Genomic DNA, 22,709 nt, shown 5'->3' with positions numbered 1-22,709 from the left:
GATAATGTTTTTCCTCTGCCGATGAATTAGCGACGCCGTTTCATTGACGCGCAGCGATATGACTATCAATTCTATCAAACAATTCGGGCGTCCGGTCGCACAGCCGCCGCGCTCCCGATCGGAGCGATCCGCCCTCCTGCCCTAGCGAAGGCACCCAGAATGACACGACCGAGACTCGTCGGGCTGAGCGCGAACGTGCAGCGGCCGTCCAAGACCCGCACCCTGGTCGATGCGGTGCTGCGCGAGGCCAGCGCCCAGGCCCCGCTCGACGCGCGCATCCTGGACTTCGTCGATGCCGGCACGGGCCTCGGTTCCGCCTGGACCCGCGATCAGCTCCCGAAGGCCGCCCGGAGCGTGCTCGCGGCCATCGAGGAGGCGGACGGGCTCGTCGTCGGCTCGCCGGTCTACAAGGGCGCCTATACCGGCCTGTTCAAGCACCTGTTCGATCTGGTCGATCCGGGGGCGCTGGCCGGCAAGCCGGTCGCCATCGTGGCCACAGGCGGCGGCGCGCGGCACGCGCTGGTGGTCGAGCACGCCTTCCGGCCGCTGTTCGGCTTCTTCGGCGCGCTCCAGATCCCCACCGCGGTCTACGCCTCCGACGCGGATTTCCGCGACGGCGTGCTCACCGAGGCCGGCCTGCGCGCCCGCGCCACGGAGGCAGGCGGGCAGCTCGCGGCGCTCCTCGTCCACCGCGCGGCCCAGGCCACGGCCGCCCCGGTCGAACTCGCGGCTGCCGAGTGAGTCGCGCGATGCTGCCCCGCCGCACCCTCCTGGCCGCCCTGGCGGCGCTGCCGGCAGGCTTGGCCGCCCCCCGACCCGTCCGCGCGGCCGAGCCGGGTGTGGTGCGGATCGGCTACCAGAAGAACGGCATCCTGGTCGTCGCCAAGCAGCAGGGGATCATCGAGCGCCGCCTGGAGCCGCTCGGCCAGACGGTGCGCTGGACCGAGTTCTCCTTCGGGCCGCCGCTGCTGGAAGCCCTGTCGCTGGACGGGATCGATCTCGGCCAGACCGGCGACGCCCCGCCGATCTTCGCGCAGGCGGCGCGGTCCAACCTCGTCTACGCGGCCGCCCAGGAGGCCGGCGGTTCCGGCGCCGGGATCCTGCTGCCGAAGGGCTCGGGGATCCGCAGCCTCGCCGAGCTGAAGGGCAAGCGCATCGCCTTCGCCAAGGCGTCGAGCGCCCACAACCTGACCATCGCGGCGCTGGAGAAGGCGGGCCTGAGCTACGCCGACATCGAGCCGGTAACCCTGGCGCCCGCGGATGCCGCAGCCGCCTTCGCCCGGGGCAGCATCGACGCCTGGACGATCTGGGACCCGTATTTCGCCATCGCCGAGCAGGGGGAGGGGGTGCGCGTGCTGGCGCTCGCCACCGCCATCACCCCGCAGAACAACTTCTTCCTGGCGAGCCGGCCCTTCGCGGAGACCCGCGCCCCGGTGCTCACCGCCGTGATCGACGCGCTCGCCGAGGTGGCGGCCTGGTGCACCCAGAACCGCGGCGCGGTCGCCGAATTCCTGTCGCAGGGCACTGGCGTGCCGCTGGCCGCGACGCGGCGGGCGGTCGACCGGACCGACTACGTGATCGGCCCGATGACCGACCGCGTCGCCGCCGAGCAGCAGCGGGTCGCCGACCGCTTCCACGCCCTGAAGCTGATCCCGAAGCCGATCCGCATCGCCGACGCGGTCTGGACGGCCCCCGCCCGCAACGGCTGAGACCCATGACCCACCGAACGCCCCACGCCCTGTCCCTCCCGCACGCCGCCGGGACCGCCCCGAACCGCCGCCTGCTCCTGTCGGCCGGGCTCGGCCTCGCGGCGGCCGCGATGCTGCGCCCCGCCCGCGCGGCGGTGGGCAGCATCCGGATCGGCTACCAGAAATACGGCGCCCTCGTGCTGCTCAAGGCCCGCGGCACCCTGGAGACGGCGCTCCGGCCGCTGGGCACCACGGTGTCGTGGTCGGAATTCCCGTCCGGACCGCCCCTGCTGGAGGCGCTGAACGCCGGCGCGATCGATTTCGGCACGGCCGGGGAAGCGCCGCCGATCTTCGCGCAAGGGGCGAGCCCGGAACTGCGCTACGTCGCCACCGAGCCGCCGGCCCCGCGGGGGGAGGCGATCCTCGTGCCCAAGGACAGCCCCGTCCGCAGCGTCGCCGACCTGCGCGGCAAAACCATCGCCCTCAACAAGGGCTCCAACGTCCATTTCCTGCTGGTGCGTGCCCTGGAGCGGGCGGGCCTGCCCTACGATGCGGTGAAGCTCGCCTTCCTGGCGCCGGCGGACGCCAACGCCGCCTTCGTGCGCGGGTCCGTCGACGCCTGGGTGATCTGGGATCCGTATCTCGCCGCCGCCGAGCGCGCCACCGGCGCCCGGGTGCTGGCGGACGGGCAGGGGATCGCGCCCAATCGCGAATTCTACCTGTCACGCCGGGCCTTCACGGAGTCGAGCCCCGAGATCGTCTCAGCCGTGATCGCGGCGATCGGGTCCATCGATGCCTGGGCGGAGGGTCACGCCGACACGGTGGCGGCGGAACTCGCACCCGCGATCGGCGTCCCGGCCCCGGTCCTGCAGGTCGCCCTGGAGCGCCAGTCCTACGGCGCGGCGCCCCTGGACGCCACCGCGATCGCCGACCAGCAGCGGGTCGCCGACGCCTTCCACACCCTCGGCCTTCTGCCGAAACCCATCCGGGTCGCCGACGCGGTCTGGACGCAGCCCGAACGCCGGGCGGAGAGCCGCTGATGCGCGTCGCCCCTTTCGATCGCCTGCGCGACGCGGCCCTGCCCTGGCTCCTGCCCGCCGTAATCCTCCTGAGCTGGCAGGCCGCAGTCTCGGCCGGGCTCGTCTCCAACCGGTTCATGCCCGCGCCCCTCGACGTGGTCCGGGCCGGCTGGGAGGCCGGGCGGACCGGTGAGCTCTGGACCAATCTCGGGGTCAGCACCCTGCGGGCACTGGCGGGCTTCGTGGTGGGCGGCGGCATCGGCTTCGCGCTGGGCCTCGCCAACGGCCTGTCGCGCGTCTCGGAGCGGCTCACCGACACCTCGGTGCAGATGGTCCGCAACGTGCCCCACCTGTCGCTGATCCCGCTGGTGATCCTGTGGTTCGGCATCGGCGAGGAGGCCAAGCTGTTCCTGGTGGCGCTCGGCGTGTTCTTCCCGATCTACGCCAACACCCTGCACGGCATCCGCTCGGTGGATCCGGGCCTCGTGGAGATGGGCCGGGTCTACGGCATGTCCCGGACCGAGCTGTTCACCCGGGTCGTGCTGCCCGGCGCCCTGCCGTCGATCTTCGTGGGCCTGCGCTACGCGCTCGGCATCATGTGGCTGACGCTGATCGTCGCCGAGACGATCTCCGCCTCGTCGGGGCTCGGCTACATGGCCATGCAGGCGCGCGAGTTCATGCTGGTCGACGTCGTGGTGCTGGCGATCCTGATCTACGCAGGCCTCGGCAAGATCGCCGACGCGCTGACGCGCCAGCTGGAACGCGCCTGCCTCGCCTGGAACCCCGCCTACAGGAGCGCCTGATGCTGCTCGACGCCATCCGCCGCGAGGCGCTTCCCGACGCGATTACCGAACCCCGTCCGGCCGGCAGCCCGGCGCCGTCGGGCCCGCCCACGGGGCCCGCCGCTCGCGGGATCGCCGTGACCGTCCGCGGCCTGCACAAGCGCTTCGACGGCAACCCGGTCATCGAAGACCTGAACCTCTTCCTGCCGGCGGGCGGGTTCACCGCGGTGGTCGGCCGCTCCGGCTGCGGCAAGAGCACCCTGTTGCGCCTGATCCTCGGGCTGGAGACACCCAACGGCGGCCGGATCGATCTGGAAGGGTCGGACAGCAGCCCCCGCCGGTCCGAGCCGCCGAAGCGGATCATGTTCCAGGAGCCCCGGCTGCTCCCCTGGGCGCGGGTGGTGGACAACGTCGCAGTCGGCCTGTCCGGCCACGGCACCCGGGCCGAGCGCCGGGAGCGGGCGCTGGCGGCACTCGCCGAGGTCGGCCTCGCCGACAAGGCGGGGCAGTGGCCCGCGACCCTGTCGGGCGGTCAGCGGCAGCGCGTGGCGCTGGCCCGGGCGCTGGTGAGCCGGCCCGGCCTGCTCGCCCTCGACGAGCCGCTGGGCGCCCTCGACGCGCTGACCCGCATCGGCATGCAGGACCTGATCGAGCGGATCTGGCGGGCTCAAGAGTTCACCGCGCTGCTGGTCACCCATGACGTCGCCGAGGCGGTGGCGCTCGCCGACCGTATCCTCGTGGTGGAGTCCGGCCGCATCGCCCTCGATCTGCGGGTCGACGTGCCGCGCCCGCGCCGGCGCGGAGATCCGGATCTGGCGCGGCTCGAGGGGCGTATCCTCGACCATCTGCTCGGCACGCCGCAGGCCGCTTGACACACAACGGAGTTCTACGATGACCGCACCGCATGACGGGCGCGCCGACGTCCTCTGGTTCCTGCCGACCCACGGCGACGGCCGCTATCTCGGCGCGCAGGAGGGGGCCCGGGAGGTCTCGCTCGGCTATCTCCGGCAGATCGCGCAAGGCGCGGACGAGCTCGGCTATTACGGCGTGCTGCTGCCGACCGGGCGCTCCTGCGAGGATTCCTGGATCGTCGCCTCGGCGCTGGCGCCGCTGACCAAGCGCCTCCGCTTCCTCGTGGCCGTGCGGCCGGGGCTGATGGAGCCCTCCGCGGCGGCCCGCATGACCGCGACCCTCGACCGGATCTCGGACGGACGCCTGCTGATCAACGTCGTCACCGGCGGCGATCCGGTGGAGCTCGCCGGCGACGGCGTGTTCCTGTCCCACGACGAACGCTACGCCGTCACCGACGAGTTCCTGACGATCTGGCGCGGCCTCCTCTCGGGCGAGACCGTGAGCTTCGAGGGCCAGCATCTGCGCGCCGAGAACGGACGGGTGATCTTCCCACCGGTGCAGAAGCCCTATCCGCCGCTCTATTTCGGCGGCTCCTCGCCCGCCGGCATGGCGGTGGCGGCGGACCATTGCGACGTCTACCTGACCTGGGGCGAGCCCCCGGCGCAGGTCGCCGAGAAGATCGCCGCCGCCCGCCAAACGGCCGAGGCGCGGGGGAAAACCTTCTCGTACGGCATCCGCCTGCACGTGATCGCCCGGGAGACGGAGGGTGAGGCCTGGGAGGCGGCGGAACGGCTGATCTCGAAGCTCGACGACGCCACCATCGCCCGCGCCCAGGAGACCCTGAAGCGGCAGGATTCCGTCGGCCAGAGCCGGATGATGGCGCTGCACGGGGGGCGCCGCGACAAGCTGGTGGTCTCGCCCAACCTCTGGGCGGGCGTCGGCCTCGTGCGCGGCGGCGCCGGGACGGCTCTGGTCGGCTCGGCCGATCAGGTCGCCGACCGGATGAAGGCGTATATCGATCTCGGGATCGACCGCTTCATCCTCTCGGGCTACCCGCATCTGGAAGAGGCCTACCGCTTCGCCGAGCTGGTCTTCCCGAAGCTGCCGCTGCGCGCCACCACCGGCCGGCCGGCCGGCAATGTCCGGAACGACGGCCCGTTCGGCGAGATCATCGCCAACGACCTCGTGCCGGCCCGCCGGGTGGGGGCGCACTGACCGGAGGACATGCGGGGCCGCCCGGATCGGCCCGGCATCCCGATCCGGACATGCCTGGCCCGCATCCGCGCCATCCGGCCGTCATGGTCACGCCATCCTTGGCGCTCATCCGCCCCGCCCATCGCCGCGCGACGCGCTCGCGCGATTTGGATGAGCGAAGGATGTCCATGACTTCGACCGAGACGGCCCTCACGACAGCCCTCCTGGCCACCGGCCTCTGCCTCGGTCCCGCCGCCGCGTTCGCGGAGCAATCCCCGGCCCGCGAGGCACTCAAGCAGTACTGCACCGGCGACTACATGGATTACTGCAGCGCCTACGCGCCGGGCGGCCCGGAGGTGGAGGCCTGCTTCAAGGCCAACCTGAAGAAGCTCTCGCCCGGCTGCTCGGCGGCGATCACCGCCTACAAGAAGGAGCAGCGGGCGACCAAGCGCGTCAGCGAGGCGCGGTAAGTCCCGAGTTCCTCACCGCACGGCGAACCCCAGGGGGATGCCGCGGCAATTGAGATGGGCCGGGTTGGTCGAGACCACCCCGGCATTGCACCCCGCCTGCGTGCCGACATAGAGCGGCGTCCCGCCCGATCCGGGGGACGCGAGGTAGCCGATCGGCCGCGTGCCGGCGTCGAGATGGCGCGGGTTGTTGGTGACGAGGCCGGCATCGAGTCCGGCCGCCGTGCCCACGTAGACGGGCGCATCCGCCGGCGAGCTCGGCCGGGCCAGCGTGGCGCCGATCGGGGCCGTGGCGCAGCCCTTGTAGCCTGGATCCGTCGTCACCTCGCCGGCATTGCAGCCGGCCTGCGTGCCGACATAGAGCGCCTCGCCGGGGACCCGGTTGGCCGGGGGCGGTGCGGCGGCCTGGGGGACCGGTGCGCGCGGGGCCGGGGTGGGGGGTTTTCCGCCGCCCAGCGCCGTCCGCAGGGCGGCGATCCCCGTCTTGACGTCCTCCAGCGTGCCGACCACCACGTAGCAGGTGTAGCTGTGGGCGCCCGCGGGAACGTTGTTCTCCCGGAAGACGCAGTTCCACTTCACCGTCGCGTTGCCGGAACCCGGCAGGGTCGCGAAGTTGAAGCGGCCGTAGCCGGCATTCGGCACGGTCGGCTGGGGGAGGGCGGGGCTGTAGACGCCCATCGCCCGGGACCCGTCGGCATTGGCCAGGATCACCGGCACGCCCTGCTCGCCCGGCCCTGCCGAGAGCGGCGCGGACTGGCCCGTCGCCGGGTCGAAATTCCAGAACTGCGCGAATTCCGGAGGCATGTAGGCGGTGGCCGCCTCGAAGGTGGCCGAGGCGTGTGGTTGCGCGGTGATGTAGGTGACGCGGTACGCGATGGCGTTCGCCACCCCCTCGGCGCCGAGGGTGACCTGCTTGGCGAGCACGTCGTCCGAGCGGGGCCCGGCATGGGGGCCGGGTCCTTTGGGGCAGCTGCCGGTGGTCTGGCCGGGCCCGACCCAGTAGGCCATCTGCGACCGCGTCTGGAGCGTGTCGGCGCTGACCTGGAGGGCGGTGAGCAGGCTCGTGCTGCGCGGGCCCGGGCCGTCGGCATCGCTGCCGGCCTCCGTGGGATTCAGGCACTCGCCGTAGCCGTCATAGGCCGAGGCCGATTGCAGCTCGCGGCCGTGATCGTGGGCGTTGATGAATTGCGTGCCGCCCCAGATCAGGCTGTCGACGGCCCCGGCGGTCCGGGACGAGACGCCCACGGTGATCGGCGATCCCTTGAAGGCCCGGCTGATCGTGGCCCGGCCGCCGGGCTCGGGCCAGGCGATCGACGGCGCATCCTCGGCGCGCGCGAACCCGGCCAGCCCGGCGAGCAGCAGCGCCGCGCAGGCGGGACGGGGCAGTCGGAACGGTGCGGACATGCGGCGGCTCCTCGACACCGTCCGCTTAGCAGCTGCGGCCGCACCGTCCAGGCCCAAGACCGGCCGGTCTCCGGGCTGCGGGGCGCCTGCACGATAATTTAAGCGCGCCTCCGTCATTAGGTTCGGATGGACTCGGCCAAGCTTGGATCCTGTGATTCCGCGACGATCCGCACGCGCGACTGCACGGGATCTGCCCGGTCGGCTCCAGAGGGACACCGAGATGCGGATGGCGTGCCGATGACAACCACCGACATAGCGTCCGCCGGAGCCGGGACTCAGGCCAGCCCGCGCGAGGGCTTGCTGCGCGGGGCCCGCATCGTGGCGGCCGCGGCGGTCACCGTGATGGTGCTCCTCCTCGACCTCATCAGCTTCTCGCAGCTCATCTTCTCGGGCCCGCTCGCCGAGAGCCGCGTCGCCGGCCTGTCGGCGATGCTGGCAGCCTATGTGCTGGGCAGCCTCGTCTTCATCGCGCTCCGGCGGACCGCCCGGGTGTCGCTCTCCTTCATCGGCGCGGCGGCGATCGTCCAGGCGGCGATCGCCGCCGCGGTCGCCGAGCGGCTGCGGGCCGCGGGGGTGACCGATCCGGAGGTTGTCGGCCGGATGGTCCTCGTCGCCTGCGGCGTCTCGACCTTCACCACCGGGATCGTCTTCGTGCTGCTCGGCACCCTGCGCGCCTCGCTGCTGACGCAGCTCCTGCCCTATCCGGTGCTGGCCGGCTTCCTCGGCGGCGTCGGGCTGCTGTTCCTGCGCAGCGGCCTGCAGATCGGCGCACATCTCGACGACCCTCTGGCGGCGCTGCTCGGTATCCTCGACCCGGCCGCCTTCGACCCGGGCCGGATCGATGCCGGGGCGCTCGGACGCCTCGGCCTGGCGCTCGGCATCGGGTTCTGCGCCTTCTACCTGCCCCGGCGGATCCGGCACTGGGGAACCTATCCGGCGGTCATCCTGGCGAGCCTGGTCGTGGTGCATCTCGGTCTCGCTTGGACCGGCACCGACATCGCCGCCGCGCAGGCGGCCGGATGGCTGATCGAGCCGCTGCCCTCGGGATCCCTGCTGCGCGCCCCGGCCGTGGGCAGCCTCCTGGACTTCGATCCCGGCCTGCTCCTGCCGATCCTGCCCCGGATCGCCACGCAGGTCGTCGTCGCGGTGATCATCCAGATCCTCTACGTGGTGAGCGTCGAGCTGGAGATCCGGCGCGAGCTCAACATCGACCGGATGTTCGTCGCCTCGGGGGCGACCAACTTGGTCGGCAGCCTGTTCGGCAGCTCGGCGATGGGCTTCGGGCGGACCTCGACGCTGCTGCTGCACAATATCGGCGGCGGCCACTGGCTCGGCTGGTGGCTGACGCTCGCCGTCATGGCGGCTCTGCTCGTGGTCGGCGCGAGCCCGCTCGCGCTGCTGCCCCGTCCGCTCGCCGGCGGCGCCCTGATCGCCATCGGCCTGGGGCTGCTGGTCAACCTGGCGCTCGCCTGCCGGACCTTCCCGCGCTGGGAGACCGGCATCGCGCTGGTGGTGTGCGGGGCGACCGCCCTGTTCGGAGCCACCGCGGGCTTCCTGGTCGGCGTCGTGCTGGCGATCCTGATCTTCGCGGTCCAATACGGGCAGATCCCGGCCGTCCGCCGGGCGCTCTCCGGGGCGGAGCGGCGCAGCAGCGTCATCCGCGGGCCCGACGCGGCCGAGCGGCTGCGCGAGGCCGGCGAGCGGATCCGGATCTACACCCTGCAGGGCTACCTGTTCTTCCTCAACGCGCAGGCGGTCTACCGCCGGGCCGCGGCGGAGTCCGGAGACCTGCGCGTCCTCATCCTGGATTTCCGGGAGTGCGTCGGGCTCGACAGCTCGGCGCTCATCGCGTTCCGCAAGGTCGGGCAGCTCGCCGAGCAGCGCGGGGTCGACGTCCTGCTGGTCCATCTGGAGCCGGCGGCGTGCCGGCAGATCGCGCGCAACGGCCTCACGGCCGATTCGCGGATCCGGATCCTGGGCACCCTGGACGAGGCCCTGCGCGACGCGGAGGCGACCCTGCTGTCGGAGGCCGGAAGCGCCGGGGACAGCGAGGTCGCGCACTTCGCCCGCCACATGGCGGAGCGGCTGGGCCGTGCGTTCGGGCCGGGCGATTTCGCCCCCTATCTCACGGTGCGCGACCTCGCGGCGGGCGAGGTGCTGCTGCGCCAGGGCGAGGCGGCCGACGCCCTCTACTTCCTTGAGCGCGGGGTCGTCTCCATCGAGATGGAGGTGCCGGGCCGCGCCAACCTGCGTCTGCGCACCACCACGGCGGGCACGGTGATCGGCGAGATCGCGCTGGCGCAGGGCGGCCGGCGCACCGCCACCGCCATCGCCGAGAGCCCCTGCCGCGTCGTCGGCGTCGACCGCGCCGCCCTCGCCCGCATGGAGCGCGAGCGCCCCGACCTCGCGCTGTCGTTCCAGCGCTTCCTGATCCTGGAACTCGCCGGCAAGGTCGCCGACACGAACCGGCTGCTCGAGGCCGAGCTGCAGTGAGGCGCTTGGCGGAGCCCGGGGATCAGGCCGCCGCCAGCACCACGGCGAGCCCGATATGGGTCACTTGGTGCAGGAACTGATCGACGCCGATCAGCCACCAGAACCGGGCATCGGTCACCGGGAATCGCGTGCGCTGGCTGACCAGCGCCTTGCCGCGGTCGATCGCCGTGTGGACCGCGAAATCCACGAGCCCCAGCCACCACAGGGCCGGCTTGACGGCGAGCGCGATGAGCAGCGTGCCGAGGCCGTGCAGGCCGGCATGGGCGCAGAGCGGGCCGGCCCAGGCCGAGGCCCGCTCCTTGCCCTGCGCCATCCAGTTGCTCTGCAGGAGGAAATCCGCTCCGAGGTGCTTCACCGCGAAGGCGAGGTACAGGAGCGCGAAGGCTCCAACCGGAACGAGGGTGTCGACGGACGGCATCGCGGCCCTGGTTCTCCTGCCGCGATCCTGCGGGGGATGCTCGAACCGGTATCCCGCGACCCGATTCGAGCATCCCCCAGCATACACGTCCGCACCTGACCTGGCTTGCGCCGGAATCTGCATCGACCCCGCGATTCAACCGTCCGTCCGGCCGCCGGGGAGACCCCGATCCGGTCGCCGGCCCCTGCGCCGGCCGAGCCTTCGATACCGGATTTCCGGGCGGCTCGGTACCACATCGAAGCCTGAAACAATGCGGAAGGCGGCATCTCCTCCAGTATAATTCCGCAAATAAAAAGTATTAACTCCTTCGATTCAAATCAAAACCGGGAATACCGCAAGTTTTAATAGTTCTAATTTATGAAGATAGACGTTGTTGAGAAAGTATCCCGCATGTTAGCCGTCCTGCCTGCATGAATCTTGCGAGCATGACATTGGCGCCCCGGGATCACGACGCGCAGGACCACGGTGCGGAGGGGGCGGCGAATCCGGCCGGTCCGCCCTGTCGGCGGCCGTACGGCGCCGTGCCGTGGAATCTCGCCACCTTCGAGCGGCGCCGGGCCGCCTATCTCATGAGCGCACGCCGCATCCTCGACTGCCCGGCGCAGGCCGAGGACGTGGTCCAGGACGTGATGCTCCGCCTCGTCGCCGATCCGCCGGAGGCCGGGGACGGACTCCAGGCCGCCTATGTCGGGCGGATGGTCCGCAACCTCGCCCTCGACCGGGCGCGGCGGCGGAGCCTCGAACGCCGCCTGTTCACCGGCCTCGATGCGGCGCCGGACCCGGTCGATTCCGGGGCGGGAACGCCCGAGACGGCCGTGGCCTCGCGAGAATCCCTGCGCCAGGTGGAGGCCGCATTGGCCGAGCTGCCGGAGCCGGTGCGCACCGCCTTCCGGCTGCACCGGGTCGAGGGCGTGCCGCAGATCGAGATCGCGCAGCGGCTCGGCCTCTCACGTGCCCTGGTGTGCGGCCTCGTGCGCCGGGGACACCTGCACTGCCTCGCGGCCCTCGACCGGCGCTGCGCCGCCTGTCCGGCGGGCGCGCGCGAGCCACGCGAGCATCAGCGCCAGTCCGAGCCCGTCGGCCAGGAACTCGGCCGCGAGCCGGCTGGCGAGCACCCCCGCATAGCCGAGGAGGGGCGGCAGGATCAGGAGCGGCGGGATCAGCGCCAGCCCCTGTGCGGCCAGCGATACGGCGGCGGCCCGGCGCGGCGCGCCGATCGCCTGGAACAGGGTCGCGGCTGTGAGCTGTAGCCCCACCGGCACGAGGGCGAGGGCGAAGACCGCGACGGCGCGGGCACCCTCCCGGGCGGTCTCGGGATCCTGCGCGAACAGGCCGGCGAGGGGCGCGGCGAGCGCCACCATCAGCCCGCCCGCCACCACCCCGTAGGCGAGGGCGGCGGCCACCACGAAGCGGAGGGCGCGGTGCAGCCGGTCCATCCGGCCGGCGCCGGAGGCGTGGCCCAGCACAGCCTGGGCGCCGGCCATCATGCCCAGCAGCGGCAGGGCGGCTACCAGGGCCAGGCGCAGGGCGATGCCCTGAGCGGCCACCGCGGCATCGCCGTAGGGCGCGGCCGCCTCCACGAACAGCGCCATCGCGAAGGCTGCGAGCAGGCTGGAGCCGGTGGCCGGCAGGGCGAGACGCAGGGCCTCGGCCAGCAGCCCGGGCGCGCTCCGGCCGGGCCACCGGAGGCGCATCCGATCCGCACCCTGCGCCCGGGCGAAGTGCAGGAGATAGGCGCCCGCCCCCGCGAGCTGCGCGCCGATCGCCGCCCAGCCGGCTCCCGCGGTGCCGAGGCCGCAGAGCCGGATCAGCACCCCGTCGAGCAGGATGTTGAGGCCGAAGCTGCCCACCATGATCGCGCCGCTGAGCCGCGCATGCCCCCGCGCGCGGACCACGAAGCCGCCGACGATCATCACCAGCATCAGGGCCGTCCCTAGCGTGGCGAGCGCCGTGTAGGGGGCGGCGGCGGCGGCGAGCTCGGCATCCGCACCGAGGAGCCCGAGCCAGGCGGGCGTGTCGGCCAGGATCGCGGCGGTGATCGCCAGCCCGGCCGGCAGGCTCAGCCAGAAGCCCAGGGCGGCGGCCGCGCCGGCCCGGTCCCGGTCCCCGGCGCCCAGCGCCCGGGAGACCTGCGAGGCCGCCGCGATCCCGGCGCCGTAGCCGAGGGCCGCGACGAGCAGCGTCACCGGATACGCGATGGCGATGGTGGCGATCGCCGCCGCACCGAGATCGGCCACGAACCAGGCATTGACGAGCATCTGCAGCGCGTGGGCCGAGATGCCGAGGATCGCGGGTCCCGACAGGCGCAGAACCAGGGCGACGACGCGGTCCTGGTCGAGGTCGACGGGCCGGTTCCGGGGGCGCGGCACGCTGTGTCTCACGGGACCGACGCGGTGAAGCGGATGGCGGACCGCGCGGCGCGCTCCGCGCCGAGGATCGTCCGGGCGATGGCGCCGGCCCGCACCGGCAGGATCGACAGCAGCGTCTCGGTGAGCCCGTGGGTCGGCTCGCTGAAGCCCTGGAGATGCAGGCTCACCCGGGGCTCGGCGGAGTCGAGCGGCAGGCGGTAGTGCCGGTCCACGATCTCGCCGGCCATGAAGGGCCGCACGGGATCGAGGATCGCCGGCACCGCCGCGCGCCGGTAGCCGGTGGCGCAGATCACCGCCGCGTAGCTCTGCCGCTCCTCGCCGCCGGCGACGTCGTCGCGCAGGGACGCGCGCAGCCCGTCGGGGGCGGCCTCAAGCGCCACCACCCGGGTGCTGCGCCGCAGCCGGTGACGGATCGCCCCGCTCACCGCCTGCTCGTACAGCGCGGCGTAGAAATCCTGGATCAGGTCGGCATCGACCACCGCGTAGTTGGTGGATCGGTGGGCGGCGATCAGCTCCGCCCGCACGGGCGCCGGCGCGGCGTGGATCAGGTCGACGGCGGCCGGGTCGAAGATCTCGTTGACGAAGGGGCTGTCATCGGCGGGCTTCAGGGCCGGTCCGCGGATCGCGAGGTCGATCAGGGTGCGGGGGTAGCGCGCGCCGAGGTCGGTGGCGATCTCGACCGCGCTCTGGCCGCCGCCCACCACCAGGATGCGGAGCTCGGGCCCGTCGAGGCGCGGCGCCCCGAGCGCCTGCGCGATCCCCGGCAGGTACCAGGAGGAGTGGATCAGCCGCGGGTCCCGCGCATGCGCGGCGAAGGGCTCCGGGATCGCCGGGTCGCCGCCGGCCGCCACGACGAGATGGCGGCAGCGGCGCAGGCGGGGTGCGCCCGTCCCGTCCCGGGCCTCGACCACGAAGGCGGCGAGCCGCCCGTCCCGGGTCTCCGGGCGGACGGCCTCGACCGTATGGCCGTAGGAGACCACGTCGACGAAATGCGCCGCCGCCCAGGCGAGATAGTCGTTGTACTCGATCCGTGAGGGGGTGAAGGTCTTGAGGTTGAGGAAGGTGCTGAGCCGCCCCTTCACGTGCAGGTAGTTGAGGAAGCTGAACGGGCTCGTCGGGTCGCGCAGGGACACCAAGTCCTTCACGAAGCTGATCTGCATGTCGGTCCCGGGCAGCATCATCGCCCGGTGCCAGCCGAACCGCTCCTGCCGCTCGATAAAGCGGACTGACGGCCGCAGGGGCCGCCCGGCCATGGCATCCCTCAGGGCGATGGCCAAGGCGAGGTTGGCCGGGCCGAAGCCGATGCCGATGATGTCGTCGGTGGCGGGGTGATCCGTCATGGCTCGTCTCTCTGGGCGGGAGGGCACGCATCGCCCGGCACGGCGGGGGGCCGCAGCGCTGCGTCGGCGGCGGCGCCCGGCACCCAGAGCCGGTCGCGGAAGAAGTGCTCGCGCGACAGGGCGACCAGGGCCGCGCGCTTGTGCGGGAAATCCACGGTGGCCAGCGTGCCGAAGCCCGAATTGTGCAGGTTGCAGATCTGCTGGGCGTGATCGGCCCGGGGCTCGCCGACGATGCGCTCCGTGCGCGGCTCGTCGAGGAACAGGTAGTGCATCAGCGAGGGCAGCCAGGCCGAGAGATGCGGGCGCCCGCGCACGGCCGCGTCGCCGATCGCCACGTGCCAGCCGCGGTCGTAGGGGCCGGATTCATAGAGCGGCCCGAGGCGGCTCTCCCGGGCCCAGTACAGCTCGAAATAGCCGAACGGCACGCCGTCGAGGCAGCCGAGGAGCGGCAGGCCAGCGGGGTCGGCCTGGAGCCGCGCGATGTAGGCCGCGTGCTCCGAGAGCGTGCCGTGCTCCTGCCAGATCGCGGCGACGCGGGGGTCGTTCATCCAGGCCGAGAACAGCGCGACGTCCCCCGGATCCGTCATCGTGCGGAAGCTCAAGCGTCGGCCGAGCCAGGGGATGGCGCGCGCGTAGACGGTGCCGGCGGGGGGCTCCGGCCGCAGCGGGTGGCGGCGGCCCTCCGTGGCGGTGAACAGCGCGGGGAAGGGCGGCCGGGCCGCCGGGAGCCAGCGGACGGCGCATTGCCAGAGCAGGGCCGGCAGGATCTCCACCCCGCCGCCGCAGCGCCGGGCCGCCCCGAGGGCGAGGAGCCGCCCGAGGGCTTCGGGCTCGGCCTCGACCCCGATCCGGTGCACGCGTGTGTCGGCCGCGGTCAGCGCCTCGGCGCGGGCCAGGATCGCCTCCGCCGCCTCGGCTGGCGGGGCGGGCTCGCGGACGCGGAGCACCGGGGCCTCCCGGGTTCCCGCCACGGCGAGCCGCACACCGGTCTCCGCCTGCGCCACAGGTCTCGCAAACGCGCTCATCCGTCCTCCGCGTGTCGTCGGCACCTCCCTGACGGATGGCCCCGGCCGCGGTTCAGGAGATTTCGTCCGGCCCACGCCGTGAACCGCGGGCCCGGTCAACCGTCAGACCTGGCGGAGCCCAGAGGGGCGCGGGAGCGGGCGATGGACAGGCAGGCCGGCCAGGAGCCGATCGGGGATTGGACCCGGGGCGCGGTCGTGGTTGCGTTCGACCGGAGCGGGCACGCCGCCTTCTGGCCGGCCGGACGCGGGCTGCCCGCCGGCTGGCGAGGCGCGCACGGCCCCTGCGGGATTGCGGCAGCCCGGGACTGGATCGCGGATCCGGCGAACGCGCCCGTTCCCGATCCCGCGGCCGGGCTGCCGCCCGACGCGGACCGCGAGAGCGTGCCGGCCCGGCTCGCCCGCCTCGCCGCGGCGGAGCCCGGGCGGCCGGCCGTACTGTTCGGCAGGGAGACGCTCACCCGGGGCGCGCTCGATGCCCGGGCCGCCGCCCTGGCGGCCGGGCTCGCGTCGCGCGGGATCGGACGGGGCCACCTCGTGGCGGTGGCGCTGGAGCGCACGCCGGACCTCGTCGTCGCGTTGCTCGGGGTCCTGCGGGCGGGCGCCGCCTACCTGCCGCTCGATCCCGCCTACCCGGCCGCCCGCGTGTACATGATGCTGGCAGATGCCGGGATCGCGCACTGCGTCGCCACCCCGGAGATCGCCGCGCGGCTCGCCCTTCCGGCGGGGATCGCGCGGCTCGATCCCACCGCGCTGGCTGAGGCCGATCCGGCCTCGGCCGTCTTGGACCTGCCGGCGCCGGGAGATCCCGCCTACCTGATCTACACGTCGGGCTCGACCGGACGGCCGAAGGGCGTCCTCGTCGAGCACGGGCCGTTGGCCATGCACTGCCGCGCCACCGCGGCGGCCTACGAGATGGACGCGGAGTCGCGCGAGCTCCACGTCCTGTCCTTCGCCTTCGACGGGGCCCACGAGCGCTGGATGACGCCGCTCATGGCGGGCGGCTGCATCGTGCTGCGCGGCCCGGAGCTCTGGACCGCGGCCGAGACCCTGGCGCAGATCCGCCGCCACCGGGTGACCCATGCGGGCTTCCCCACGAGCTTCATCGGCCAGCTCGCCGACTGGGCCGAGCGCCTGGGGGCGGCGCCGGCCGTGCAGGTCTACTCGTTCGGCGGCGAGGCCATGGCTCGCGAGACCTTCGCGCGGCTCGGCCGCGCCCTGAAGCCCCGGCTGCTGATCAACGGCTACGGCCCGACCGAGTGCGTGATCTCGCCGTTTGTCTGGAAGGTGCCGCCGGACGCGACCTTCGAGGAGCCCTACGCGCCGATCGGCGGCCCGGTCGGGGCGCGGGCGGCCTACGTGCTCGGGCCCGATCTCGAGCCCGTGGGGGAGGGGGAGACCGGGGAGCTCTATATCGGCGGCGGCCTCGCCCGGGGCTACTGGCGGCAGCCGGCGCTCACCGCGGAACGCTTCCTGCCCGACCCGTTCGCCGTCGGCAGCCGGATGTACCGCACCGGCGACCGGGTCCGGCGCCGGCCCGACGGCAGCCTCGCCTTCGCGGGCCGGACCGACGAGCAGGTCAAGATCCGCGGCCACCGGATCGAGATCGGCGAGGTCGAGGCCGCCCTGCGGGCGCTTCCCGGGGTGGCCGAGGCCGTGGTGCTGCGGCGCGAGGGCCCCGGCGGCGCCTATCTCGCGGGCTACGTGGTCCCGGCGCGCGGGCGCCGTCCGGAGCCCGGGCGCCTGCGCGCCGCGCTCGCCCGCCATCTGCCCGAGCCCATGGTGCCGGCGAGCCTGACGCTCCTCGACCGGTTGCCGGTGACTGCCAACGGCAAGCTCGATCGCAACGCCCTACCGGATCCGGCGGCCGACGACCGGCGCGGGCGCCCGCCCGACACGGCCACGGAGCGGCGGCTCGCCGGGATCTGGTCCGAGGTGCTGGGCTTCCCCGTCCGGGCGGCGGATCGGCGGTTCTTCGATCTCGGCGGCGATTCCCTGTCGGCGCTGCGGCTGGTGGCGCGCCTGCGCCTCATCGCTCCCCGGGGCGGAATCGGGGTCGCCGACCTCCTGCGCGACCCGACCGTCGCGGAGCTCGCCGCCCGGATCGATACCGGGGCGGGGTCCGCCGAGGAGGGCTTGGCTCCCATGGTCCGGCTGGCCGCCGGCCGGCCGGGGAGCCGGAGACCGCTGCTCGTGCTGTTCCCGGGCCTGCTCGTCAGCACCCGGGAATACGAGCCGCTGGTGGACGCGCTCGGGCCCGAACAGGAGGCCCACGGCTTCCTGTGCGCCTCGCTGGTCGAGGACGTGCGGTCCCTGCCGGCGGTTGCCGATCTCGCCCGCGCCTATGCCGAGCGGGTGCGCGGCCTGATGCGCGGCCGTTCCGGCGGATGCGCCTTCCTGGGCTGGTCCTGGGGCGGCGTCCTCGCCTACGAGACCGCCCGGCGTCTCGGCCCAGGCTTTCCCCTGGACTGGGTCGGCATGCTCGACGCCTGCGGGCTGGAACCCAACTTCGCCCGCGGCGCAGGCCGCCCGATCGAGGCCGAGGAGCAGGCCACGCACGAGGCGATGCTGGCCGCCTGGCTCGACCGTTCGCCGATGCGCGGGCCTTGGGAGGCGCTGCGCGCCCGGATGGATCCGGAAGCCGCAATCCAGTTCCTGCGCTTCCTGGCCGCCGAGCCGCAGCCGCTGCCCGCCGACGGCCCCGAGGTCGGCAGCCGTGAGCGGATCCTCTGGACGCTGGTCGACCACGCGATCCAGTTCCGGGACCTGCGTCTCCCGCCCAGTTCGGTGCCGATCCGCAGCTTCGTGGCGGCGGATTCGCTGGCCCGCGCCCTGCCGGTCATCGACTGGACGGCGCTCACCGGCCGACTCCTCTCGGTGGAGACCGTGCCGGAGACCGACCATCTCGACATCGTGCTATCACCGCACCTGCACGCGCGGATCGCCGCGCTGACGGCGGCATCCCCCGCCTGGAGCGCAGCCTGATCATGCGCGACGGCGATCCCGCCTTCGAGACCCTGCGCGACGCTCATGTGGCGGCGCTCACCGGCTCCCTGATCGACGGCGTCGAGCACGGCCCCGGGGGGGCCGGCTACGTGTGGTCACGCAGCATTCCGGACCCGACCCTGAACTTCGCCTACGGGGTGCACCGGCCCGACCAGTTCGCCTGGGCGGGCGCGGCGGCCCTGGGACGGGCCCGGGCGCCGGCCTTCCTGGCCCGGGACGCCGAGGAGGTCGCCGCCCTCCGCGCTCTGTTCGAGCCCGCCGCCCTGTACCCGGCGAGCTGGATGGTGGCGCGATCTCTGCCGGCGCCGTCCGCGGCCGACGGCTCGGTCGCCGTGTACGCCAAGCCCGCGCCGGGACCGGATTTCGAGGGGGTCTTCGCCAACCTGTCGGACGATCCCGCCGTGCGGATGCATCTGCGCCGCACCTACCTGCCGGCGCTCCGGGCGGCCCGGCGGCGGCCGGGGCTCGCACCCGTTCACCTTGTCCTGCGGGACGCGAGCGGGCCGGCCGCCTGCGCGAGCCTCTACCTGCGCGGCGACACGGCCGGGCTGTACAATGTCAGCACCCGGATCGGCCGGCAGGGCCGCGGCCTGGGCACCGCCGTGACCGTCGCGGCCCTGCGCGAGGCACGGGCGCGCGGGGCCGCCCAGGTCTTCCTGCAATGCCCGGCCGGCGGCGCCACCGAGGCCCTCTATGCCCGGGTTGGGTTCCGGACGGTCTGCGCACCGAGCCTCCTGTGCACGAGCCCGCCTTGAGCCGGGGACGCTCCTCAGAATGCCTCCTCGCCGTGACTGAAGAGCGTGACGCGGAAGACGAACCGGATCTCGGCCTGCGCGTCGGACAGCGCCAGCGCGCTCACCGGCCCGGCCACGACCACCCCGTCGCCCTCCGGGCGCGCCGCGTAGGGGCCGCGGGGCCCGCGCCCGCCCAGGGCCGAGAGGACATCCCGTGCCGCGGTCGGGTGCCGCGCGCCGTTCTCGTCCAGCCAGGCGGCCTCGTCCTGGGGCCACTGCCGCAGGGGCACGAACCGGTCCGCCTCGCGCTTCCGCGGTCGGATGCCCTCGAGCCGGTGCAGGACCGCGGCCAGCAGGGCGCTGCCCCTCACGGGAGGGTAGCCCAGGCCGCGGCGGGCGGGGCGGGCAGGCCAACCGCGGGCTCCGAAGGCGTGTCGGCCGTCCTGCGTGCCCGGCGCCCGGGCGGGACCGGGTCGATCGCGGCCAGGCGGACGATCTCCGCAGCTGGCCGGATGTAATCGGCGAGGTGAACGCCGTCCGGGTAGAGGCCCGCGCCGGCGAGCCCCGCATCGCCGGCGCGCAGCGTCGCGAACGGATCGAAGAACCTGTGGCCCCGTTCGGCGCGGAGCGCCCCGAGACGGACGGTGCGGCGGCCTCCGGGGCGCTCGGCGGGAGGCGCGGCGGCTTCCGGCCTTCGCGATCCGGCGCTACGTCGAGATCCGTGGGCCGGGCGCGCATCGTTGGCCGCCCGGGACGGACGAGGAAGCCAGGATGCTCAAGGATCGGGTCTACATCGTCACCGGCGCGGGCTCGGGTCTGGGAGCGGCGGCGGCGCGCGGCCTCGTGGCGGCGGGCGCGCGGGTGGTCGTGGCCGACATCGCCCGGGAGGCCGGCGCCCGGGTGGCGGCGGAACTCGGCCCGCAGGCGCGATTCGCGGAGACCGACGTCACCAGCGAATCGGATGGGCAGGCGGCAGTGCGGACGGCGCTCGACGCCTTCGGACACCTGCACGGGCTCGTGAACTGCGCCGGGATCGCGCCGGGGGAGAAGGTGGTGGGCCGCGACGGGCCGCACCGGCTCGAGACCTTCGCGCGGGCGGTCTCGGTCAACCTCGTCGGCACCTTCAACATGATTCGGCTGGCGGCCGATGCGATCACCCGCGAGGTGCCGGATGCGGAGGGCGCCCGGGGCGTGATCGTCAACACCGCCTCGATCGCGGCCTTCGACGGGCAGATCGGGCAGGCGGCCTACGCGGCCTCGAAGGGCGGCATCGCCGCCATGACGCTGCCGATCGCCCGGGAACTCGCCCGGCACGGCATCCGGGTCGTCACCATCGCGCCGGGCATCTTCCAGACGCCGATGATGGCGGGGCTGCCGCAGGACGTGCAGGACGGACTCGGCCGCAGCGTGCCGTTCCCGCCGCGGCTGGGGCGCCCGTCCGAATACGCGGACCTCGTCCGACACATCTGCGAGAACCCGATGCTGAACGGCGAGACGATCCGCCTCGACGGGGCGCTGCGGATGCCGCCGCGTTGAGGGCGCTTCAGCCGATGGACACGCTGGTCAGCACCCCGGCGGCCCGGCGGACCTCGTCGGCGATCATCTCCTCGCTCGGCCCGTCGATCGGCATGTCGGACAGGATCGCCGCCACGTCGCGCTTCACGTCCTCGCGGATCTCCGGGTTCTCCTCGGACAGGCGCCCGATCAGGACGCCGAGCACGATCTCCAGGGCGGACAGCTTGGCGTGCAGGCGCGTGAACTCGTCCAGCGGTTCGGGCTCGTTCGCGGTCATGGCCTGCTCCGTGTCGGAATGAATCGGCGCGCCGGCACTCAGCGCGTCGGGGTCTCGTTCCAGGCGGCGAGCGCCGCCGCGACGCCCGCGCCGGGCGGGAGCTGGAAACCTTCGGCCCGCAGCACCGCCTCCAGGGCGCCGAGCGTGATCAGCACCTTGTGCTTCATGGCGTTGTAGCCCATCGCGCCGATCCGCCAGACCTTGCCGGCGAGAGGCCCGAAGGCGGTGCCGATCTCGATCTCGAAATCCTCCCGCATCCGGCGCCGCACCGCCTCGCCGTCGATGCCCTCCGGGATCAGGAGCGCGGTGACGTTGGTCATACGGTAGCGGTCGTCGCCGAACACCGTGAGCCCCATCGCCCGCGCGCCCGCGGCCACGGCGCGTCCGGCGGCCGCGTGCCGGCGGTAGCGGGCCTCCAGCCCCTCGGCAAGGGCCACGCGGGCGCATTCGCGGGCGCCGTACAGCATGGTGGTCGCTTCGGTGTGGTGGTTCAGGCGCTTCTCCGACCAGTAATCCATGATCATGGCGAGGTCGAAGTAGTTCGAGCCGATCCGCACCCCGAGCCCGTCGTCGATATCGTCGCGGCGGATGCCGTGCTCCACATGGCGCCGGGCGAAGATCCGCTCCGCCGCCGCCGGCGAGATTGTGATCGGGGCAGAGCCCGAGGGGCCGCCGAGGCATTTCTGCAGGCCGCCGGTCACCACGTCGACGCCCCAGCGGTCGGCTTCGATCGCCATGCCCCCGATGGTCGCGGTGGCGTCGACATAGGAGAGGGCGCCGGCCCGGCGGCAGAGTGCACCGAGGCCCTCCAGCGGCTGGGCCATGGTGGTGGAGGTGTCGCCATGGACGGTCGCCACCACCTTCGGTTCGAAGCGCGCCACCGCCTCCGCGATCGCCTCCAGGGGCACGACCTCACCCCAGGGCGCGTCCACGGTCATGACCTGGGCGCCGACCCGCTCCAGGATCTCGGTGAGCAGCAGCCCGAACCGGCCGAAATTGACCACCAGCACCCGCTCGCCGGGGGCGACCAGGCTCACCAGGGCCGCCTCGATCCCGGCCCGGGCCGTGCCGTCCACCAGGAAGGTCCAGCGGTTCTCCGTCCCGAAGATCGGGCGGTAGAGGGCCATCACCTCGTTCATGTAGGCGGTCATCTCGGGATCGAACTGCCCGAGGAGGTCCGCCGACATGGCGCGCAGGACGCGCGGATGGGCGTTGACGGGGCCGGGACCCATCAGGAGCCGCTGAGGCGGGTCGATTTCGCCGATCTGCTCGAGCACGGGCTGCCTTCCTTGCTGTGCCGCATTCCCGGCCGGGCGACGCAAGCCTCCGGCCACGTCGCGGTCGCGCAACCGGTGCTAGGCATCCCGGGCGCTTCGATCAAGCCGGTAACGAGAGAGGGATTTTTTCCGGCGGCGGGCAACCGGATTTCCTGACCCGGCGTTTCACGCTCCCGTGAACGAACCCGCAAAAGGGCATCCCGCCATGATCACCCGTCTCACCGCCGCGGCCGGCCTGCTCGCGCTCTCCGCGAGCCTCGCCCTGGCCCAGACCGCCACCCCCGCCCCCGCCGAGCCGGCCTCCAAGGCCGACAGCAACATGAAGGAGTGGCAGGTCGCCAAGGTCGCCAAGGTCGGCCTCGCCCAAGCGCTCGCCACCGCCGAGTCGCAGGGCGACGAGAAGGGCGGCCGCGCCATCGACGCCGATTTCGAGAAGGCCGGCAGCAAGGACCCGGCCCACTACGCGATCAAGGTCGTGTACCCGAGCGGCAAGCTGGTGGAATACGGCATCAACGCCGATACCGGCGCGCTCTACAAGACCGAGAACCAGCCGATCGAGCGCTACTTCACCCGGCTGAAGGCCTCCGACTTCCAGAACGCCAAGACCTCGCTGAAGGACGCGCTCGCCATCGCCGAGCAGAAGGCCGGCGGCGGCAAGGCCTACGAGGCCGAGGTCGAGAAGGACGGCTCCTCGGTCCAGTACGAGATCAAGGTGGCCGGCGCCGACAAGGACCAGACGGTCAAGGTCGGCCCGGACGGCAAGGTCGTCGACTGAGCCCGACGGACGACGCGGCGGGGTCGCGGCCGACGCCCCCCGCCGCTGCATCCTGTCGCCCCGCCGCCCGCGGAGCC

Annotated in this window: 20 protein-coding genes and 1 pseudogene; 13 read left to right on the top strand and 8 right to left on the bottom strand. The window is 73.3% G+C overall.

Annotation, left to right across the window (positions count from 1 at the left end; genetic code table 11):
• The first annotated feature begins 159 nt into the window (after positions 1-159).
• From msuE to ACYCO6_RS15415, 7 genes are all read left to right on the top strand, one after another.
• Positions 160-741 carry an FMN reductase gene (gene msuE / locus ACYCO6_RS15445; protein ID WP_459772696.1) on the top strand — a complete coding sequence of 194 codons (582 nt, stop codon included), beginning with the start codon at positions 160-162 and terminating at the stop codon, positions 739-741.
• Between the two features lie 8 nt (positions 742-749).
• Positions 750-1,709: an aliphatic sulfonate ABC transporter substrate-binding protein gene (locus ACYCO6_RS15440; protein WP_459772694.1), complete on the top strand. Its 960-nt coding sequence runs from the start codon at positions 750-752 to the stop codon at positions 1,707-1,709.
• Between the two features lie 5 nt (positions 1,710-1,714).
• Positions 1,715-2,728, top strand: coding sequence for a sulfonate ABC transporter substrate-binding protein (locus ACYCO6_RS15435; protein ID WP_459772693.1), 1,014 nt, complete (start codon positions 1,715-1,717; stop codon positions 2,726-2,728).
• Positions 2,728-3,510, top strand: coding sequence for an aliphatic sulfonate ABC transporter permease SsuC (gene ssuC / locus ACYCO6_RS15430; protein WP_459772692.1), 783 nt, complete (start codon positions 2,728-2,730; stop codon positions 3,508-3,510). Before ACYCO6_RS15435 ends, ssuC begins: the two co-directional genes overlap by 1 nt.
• A complete protein-coding gene (locus ACYCO6_RS15425; protein ID WP_459772690.1) occupies positions 3,510-4,361 on the top strand; it encodes an ATP-binding cassette domain-containing protein in 852 nt (283 codons plus the stop codon). Before ssuC ends, ACYCO6_RS15425 begins: the two co-directional genes overlap by 1 nt.
• Positions 4,362-4,380: 19 nt before the next feature.
• Positions 4,381-5,556, top strand: coding sequence for an FMNH2-dependent alkanesulfonate monooxygenase (ssuD, locus tag ACYCO6_RS15420; protein ID WP_459772689.1), 1,176 nt, complete (start codon positions 4,381-4,383; stop codon positions 5,554-5,556).
• Positions 5,557-5,723: 167 nt separating this feature from the next.
• Complete coding sequence (locus ACYCO6_RS15415; protein WP_459772688.1) at positions 5,724-6,005, top strand: hypothetical protein; 282 nt, start codon at positions 5,724-5,726, stop codon at positions 6,003-6,005.
• A 12-nt stretch (positions 6,006-6,017) separates the two neighbouring features.
• Here the strand turns inward: ACYCO6_RS15415 and ACYCO6_RS15410 are convergent, their stop codons facing one another.
• Positions 6,018-7,406 carry a hypothetical protein gene (locus ACYCO6_RS15410; RefSeq protein ID WP_459772687.1) on the bottom strand — a complete coding sequence of 463 codons (1,389 nt, stop codon included), beginning with the start codon at positions 7,404-7,406 and terminating at the stop codon, positions 6,018-6,020.
• 237 nt (positions 7,407-7,643) lie between these two features.
• Between ACYCO6_RS15410 and ACYCO6_RS15405 the strand changes: the two genes are divergently transcribed.
• Positions 7,644-9,899 (top strand): SLC26A/SulP transporter family protein, encoded by a 2,256-nt coding sequence (locus tag ACYCO6_RS15405; RefSeq protein WP_459772685.1) that lies wholly within the window; start codon positions 7,644-7,646, stop codon positions 9,897-9,899.
• Positions 9,900-9,921: 22 nt separating this feature from the next.
• On the opposite strand, the gene ACYCO6_RS15400 is transcribed toward ACYCO6_RS15405, so the two are convergent.
• The gene (locus ACYCO6_RS15400) at positions 9,922-10,317 is read right to left on the bottom strand and encodes a DUF3307 domain-containing protein (RefSeq protein WP_459772684.1); all 396 of its coding nucleotides are present in this window, start codon (positions 10,315-10,317) and stop codon (positions 9,922-9,924) included.
• Between the two features lie 410 nt (positions 10,318-10,727).
• Here ACYCO6_RS15400 and ACYCO6_RS15395 point away from each other — a divergent pair.
• A pseudogene (locus ACYCO6_RS15395) lies at positions 10,728-11,240 on the top strand (sigma factor); the annotation flags it as partial.
• Positions 11,241-11,264: 24 nt separating this feature from the next.
• On the opposite strand, the gene ACYCO6_RS15390 reads toward ACYCO6_RS15395, so the two are convergent.
• Genes ACYCO6_RS15390 through ACYCO6_RS15380 form a run of 3 tightly spaced genes read right to left on the bottom strand, consistent with a single transcriptional unit; the run spans position 11,265 to position 15,051 of the window.
• Positions 11,265-12,686 (bottom strand): MATE family efflux transporter, encoded by a 1,422-nt coding sequence (locus tag ACYCO6_RS15390; RefSeq protein WP_459772682.1) that lies wholly within the window; start codon positions 12,684-12,686, stop codon positions 11,265-11,267.
• A gap of 8 nt (positions 12,687-12,694) precedes the next feature.
• The gene (locus tag ACYCO6_RS15385) at positions 12,695-14,026 is read right to left on the bottom strand and encodes a lysine N(6)-hydroxylase/L-ornithine N(5)-oxygenase family protein (RefSeq protein WP_459772680.1); all 1,332 of its coding nucleotides are present in this window, start codon (positions 14,024-14,026) and stop codon (positions 12,695-12,697) included.
• Positions 14,023-15,051 (bottom strand): GNAT family N-acetyltransferase, encoded by a 1,029-nt coding sequence (locus ACYCO6_RS15380; RefSeq protein ID WP_459772678.1) that lies wholly within the window; start codon positions 15,049-15,051, stop codon positions 14,023-14,025. Before ACYCO6_RS15380 ends, ACYCO6_RS15385 begins: the two co-directional genes overlap by 4 nt.
• A 141-nt stretch (positions 15,052-15,192) precedes the next feature.
• On the opposite strand from ACYCO6_RS15380, the gene ACYCO6_RS15375 reads away from it, so the two are divergent.
• Together ACYCO6_RS15375 and ACYCO6_RS15370 are read left to right on the top strand one after the other, a co-directional pair.
• The gene (locus ACYCO6_RS15375) at positions 15,193-18,033 is read left to right on the top strand and encodes an amino acid adenylation domain-containing protein (RefSeq protein ID WP_459772676.1); all 2,841 of its coding nucleotides are present in this window, start codon (positions 15,193-15,195) and stop codon (positions 18,031-18,033) included.
• Between the two features lie 2 nt (positions 18,034-18,035).
• Positions 18,036-18,809 (top strand): GNAT family N-acetyltransferase, encoded by a 774-nt coding sequence (locus tag ACYCO6_RS15370; protein WP_459772674.1) that lies wholly within the window; start codon positions 18,036-18,038, stop codon positions 18,807-18,809.
• A gap of 14 nt (positions 18,810-18,823) precedes the next feature.
• Here the strand turns inward: ACYCO6_RS15370 and ACYCO6_RS15365 are convergent, their stop codons facing one another.
• Positions 18,824-19,159 carry a hypothetical protein gene (locus ACYCO6_RS15365; protein ID WP_459772673.1) on the bottom strand — a complete coding sequence of 112 codons (336 nt, stop codon included), beginning with the start codon at positions 19,157-19,159 and terminating at the stop codon, positions 18,824-18,826.
• Between the two features lie 400 nt (positions 19,160-19,559).
• On the opposite strand from ACYCO6_RS15365, the gene ACYCO6_RS15360 reads away from it, so the two are divergent.
• Positions 19,560-20,324: an SDR family NAD(P)-dependent oxidoreductase gene (locus tag ACYCO6_RS15360; RefSeq protein ID WP_459772672.1), complete on the top strand. Its 765-nt coding sequence runs from the start codon at positions 19,560-19,562 to the stop codon at positions 20,322-20,324.
• 7 nt (positions 20,325-20,331) lie between these two features.
• On the opposite strand, the gene ACYCO6_RS15355 is transcribed toward ACYCO6_RS15360, so the two are convergent.
• Together ACYCO6_RS15355 and ACYCO6_RS15350 are read right to left on the bottom strand one after the other, a co-directional pair.
• Entirely contained in the window at positions 20,332-20,580 is a 249-nt protein-coding gene (locus ACYCO6_RS15355; protein ID WP_091780848.1) for a hypothetical protein, read from the bottom strand.
• Positions 20,581-20,618: 38 nt separating this feature from the next.
• Complete coding sequence (locus ACYCO6_RS15350) at positions 20,619-21,857, bottom strand: pyridoxal-phosphate-dependent aminotransferase family protein (protein WP_459772670.1); 1,239 nt, start codon at positions 21,855-21,857, stop codon at positions 20,619-20,621.
• Between the two features lie 205 nt (positions 21,858-22,062).
• Between ACYCO6_RS15350 and ACYCO6_RS15345 the strand changes: the two genes are divergently transcribed.
• On the top strand, positions 22,063-22,632 hold the full coding sequence (locus ACYCO6_RS15345; RefSeq protein ID WP_459772669.1) for a PepSY domain-containing protein: 570 nt from the start codon (positions 22,063-22,065) through the stop codon (positions 22,630-22,632).
• Positions 22,633-22,709: the final 77 nt, after the last annotated feature.

This window comes from Methylobacterium sp. CM6257 (assembly GCF_054611515.1).
This window is presented reverse-complemented; position numbering and strand designations above follow the sequence as displayed.

What these genes read in the sequence shown, in the direction of transcription:
- ACYCO6_RS15380 (WP_459772678.1), bottom strand. Translation starts at nt 15,051, where the DNA reads ATGAGCGCGTTTGCGAGACCTGTGGCGCAGGCGGAGACCGGTGTGCGG.
- ACYCO6_RS15375 (WP_459772676.1), top strand. Translation starts at nt 15,193, where the DNA reads ATGGACAGGCAGGCCGGCCAGGAGCCGATCGGGGATTGGACCCGGGGC.
- msuE (WP_459772696.1), top strand. Translation starts at nt 160, where the DNA reads ATGACACGACCGAGACTCGTCGGGCTGAGCGCGAACGTGCAGCGGCCG.
- ACYCO6_RS15415 (WP_459772688.1), top strand. Translation starts at nt 5,724, where the DNA reads ATGACTTCGACCGAGACGGCCCTCACGACAGCCCTCCTGGCCACCGGC.
- ACYCO6_RS15410 (WP_459772687.1), bottom strand. Translation starts at nt 7,406, where the DNA reads ATGTCCGCACCGTTCCGACTGCCCCGTCCCGCCTGCGCGGCGCTGCTG.
- ACYCO6_RS15440 (WP_459772694.1), top strand. Translation starts at nt 750, where the DNA reads ATGCTGCCCCGCCGCACCCTCCTGGCCGCCCTGGCGGCGCTGCCGGCA.
- ssuC (WP_459772692.1), top strand. Translation starts at nt 2,728, where the DNA reads ATGCGCGTCGCCCCTTTCGATCGCCTGCGCGACGCGGCCCTGCCCTGG.
- ACYCO6_RS15385 (WP_459772680.1), bottom strand. Translation starts at nt 14,026, where the DNA reads ATGACGGATCACCCCGCCACCGACGACATCATCGGCATCGGCTTCGGC.
- ACYCO6_RS15360 (WP_459772672.1), top strand. Translation starts at nt 19,560, where the DNA reads ATGCTCAAGGATCGGGTCTACATCGTCACCGGCGCGGGCTCGGGTCTG.
- ACYCO6_RS15400 (WP_459772684.1), bottom strand. Translation starts at nt 10,317, where the DNA reads ATGCCGTCCGTCGACACCCTCGTTCCGGTTGGAGCCTTCGCGCTCCTG.
- ACYCO6_RS15435 (WP_459772693.1), top strand. Translation starts at nt 1,715, where the DNA reads ATGACCCACCGAACGCCCCACGCCCTGTCCCTCCCGCACGCCGCCGGG.
- ACYCO6_RS15370 (WP_459772674.1), top strand. Translation starts at nt 18,036, where the DNA reads ATGCGCGACGGCGATCCCGCCTTCGAGACCCTGCGCGACGCTCATGTG.
- ACYCO6_RS15425 (WP_459772690.1), top strand. Translation starts at nt 3,510, where the DNA reads ATGCTGCTCGACGCCATCCGCCGCGAGGCGCTTCCCGACGCGATTACC.
- ACYCO6_RS15405 (WP_459772685.1), top strand. Translation starts at nt 7,644, where the DNA reads ATGACAACCACCGACATAGCGTCCGCCGGAGCCGGGACTCAGGCCAGC.
- ACYCO6_RS15345 (WP_459772669.1), top strand. Translation starts at nt 22,063, where the DNA reads ATGATCACCCGTCTCACCGCCGCGGCCGGCCTGCTCGCGCTCTCCGCG.
- ACYCO6_RS15355 (WP_091780848.1), bottom strand. Translation starts at nt 20,580, where the DNA reads ATGACCGCGAACGAGCCCGAACCGCTGGACGAGTTCACGCGCCTGCAC.
- ssuD (WP_459772689.1), top strand. Translation starts at nt 4,381, where the DNA reads ATGACCGCACCGCATGACGGGCGCGCCGACGTCCTCTGGTTCCTGCCG.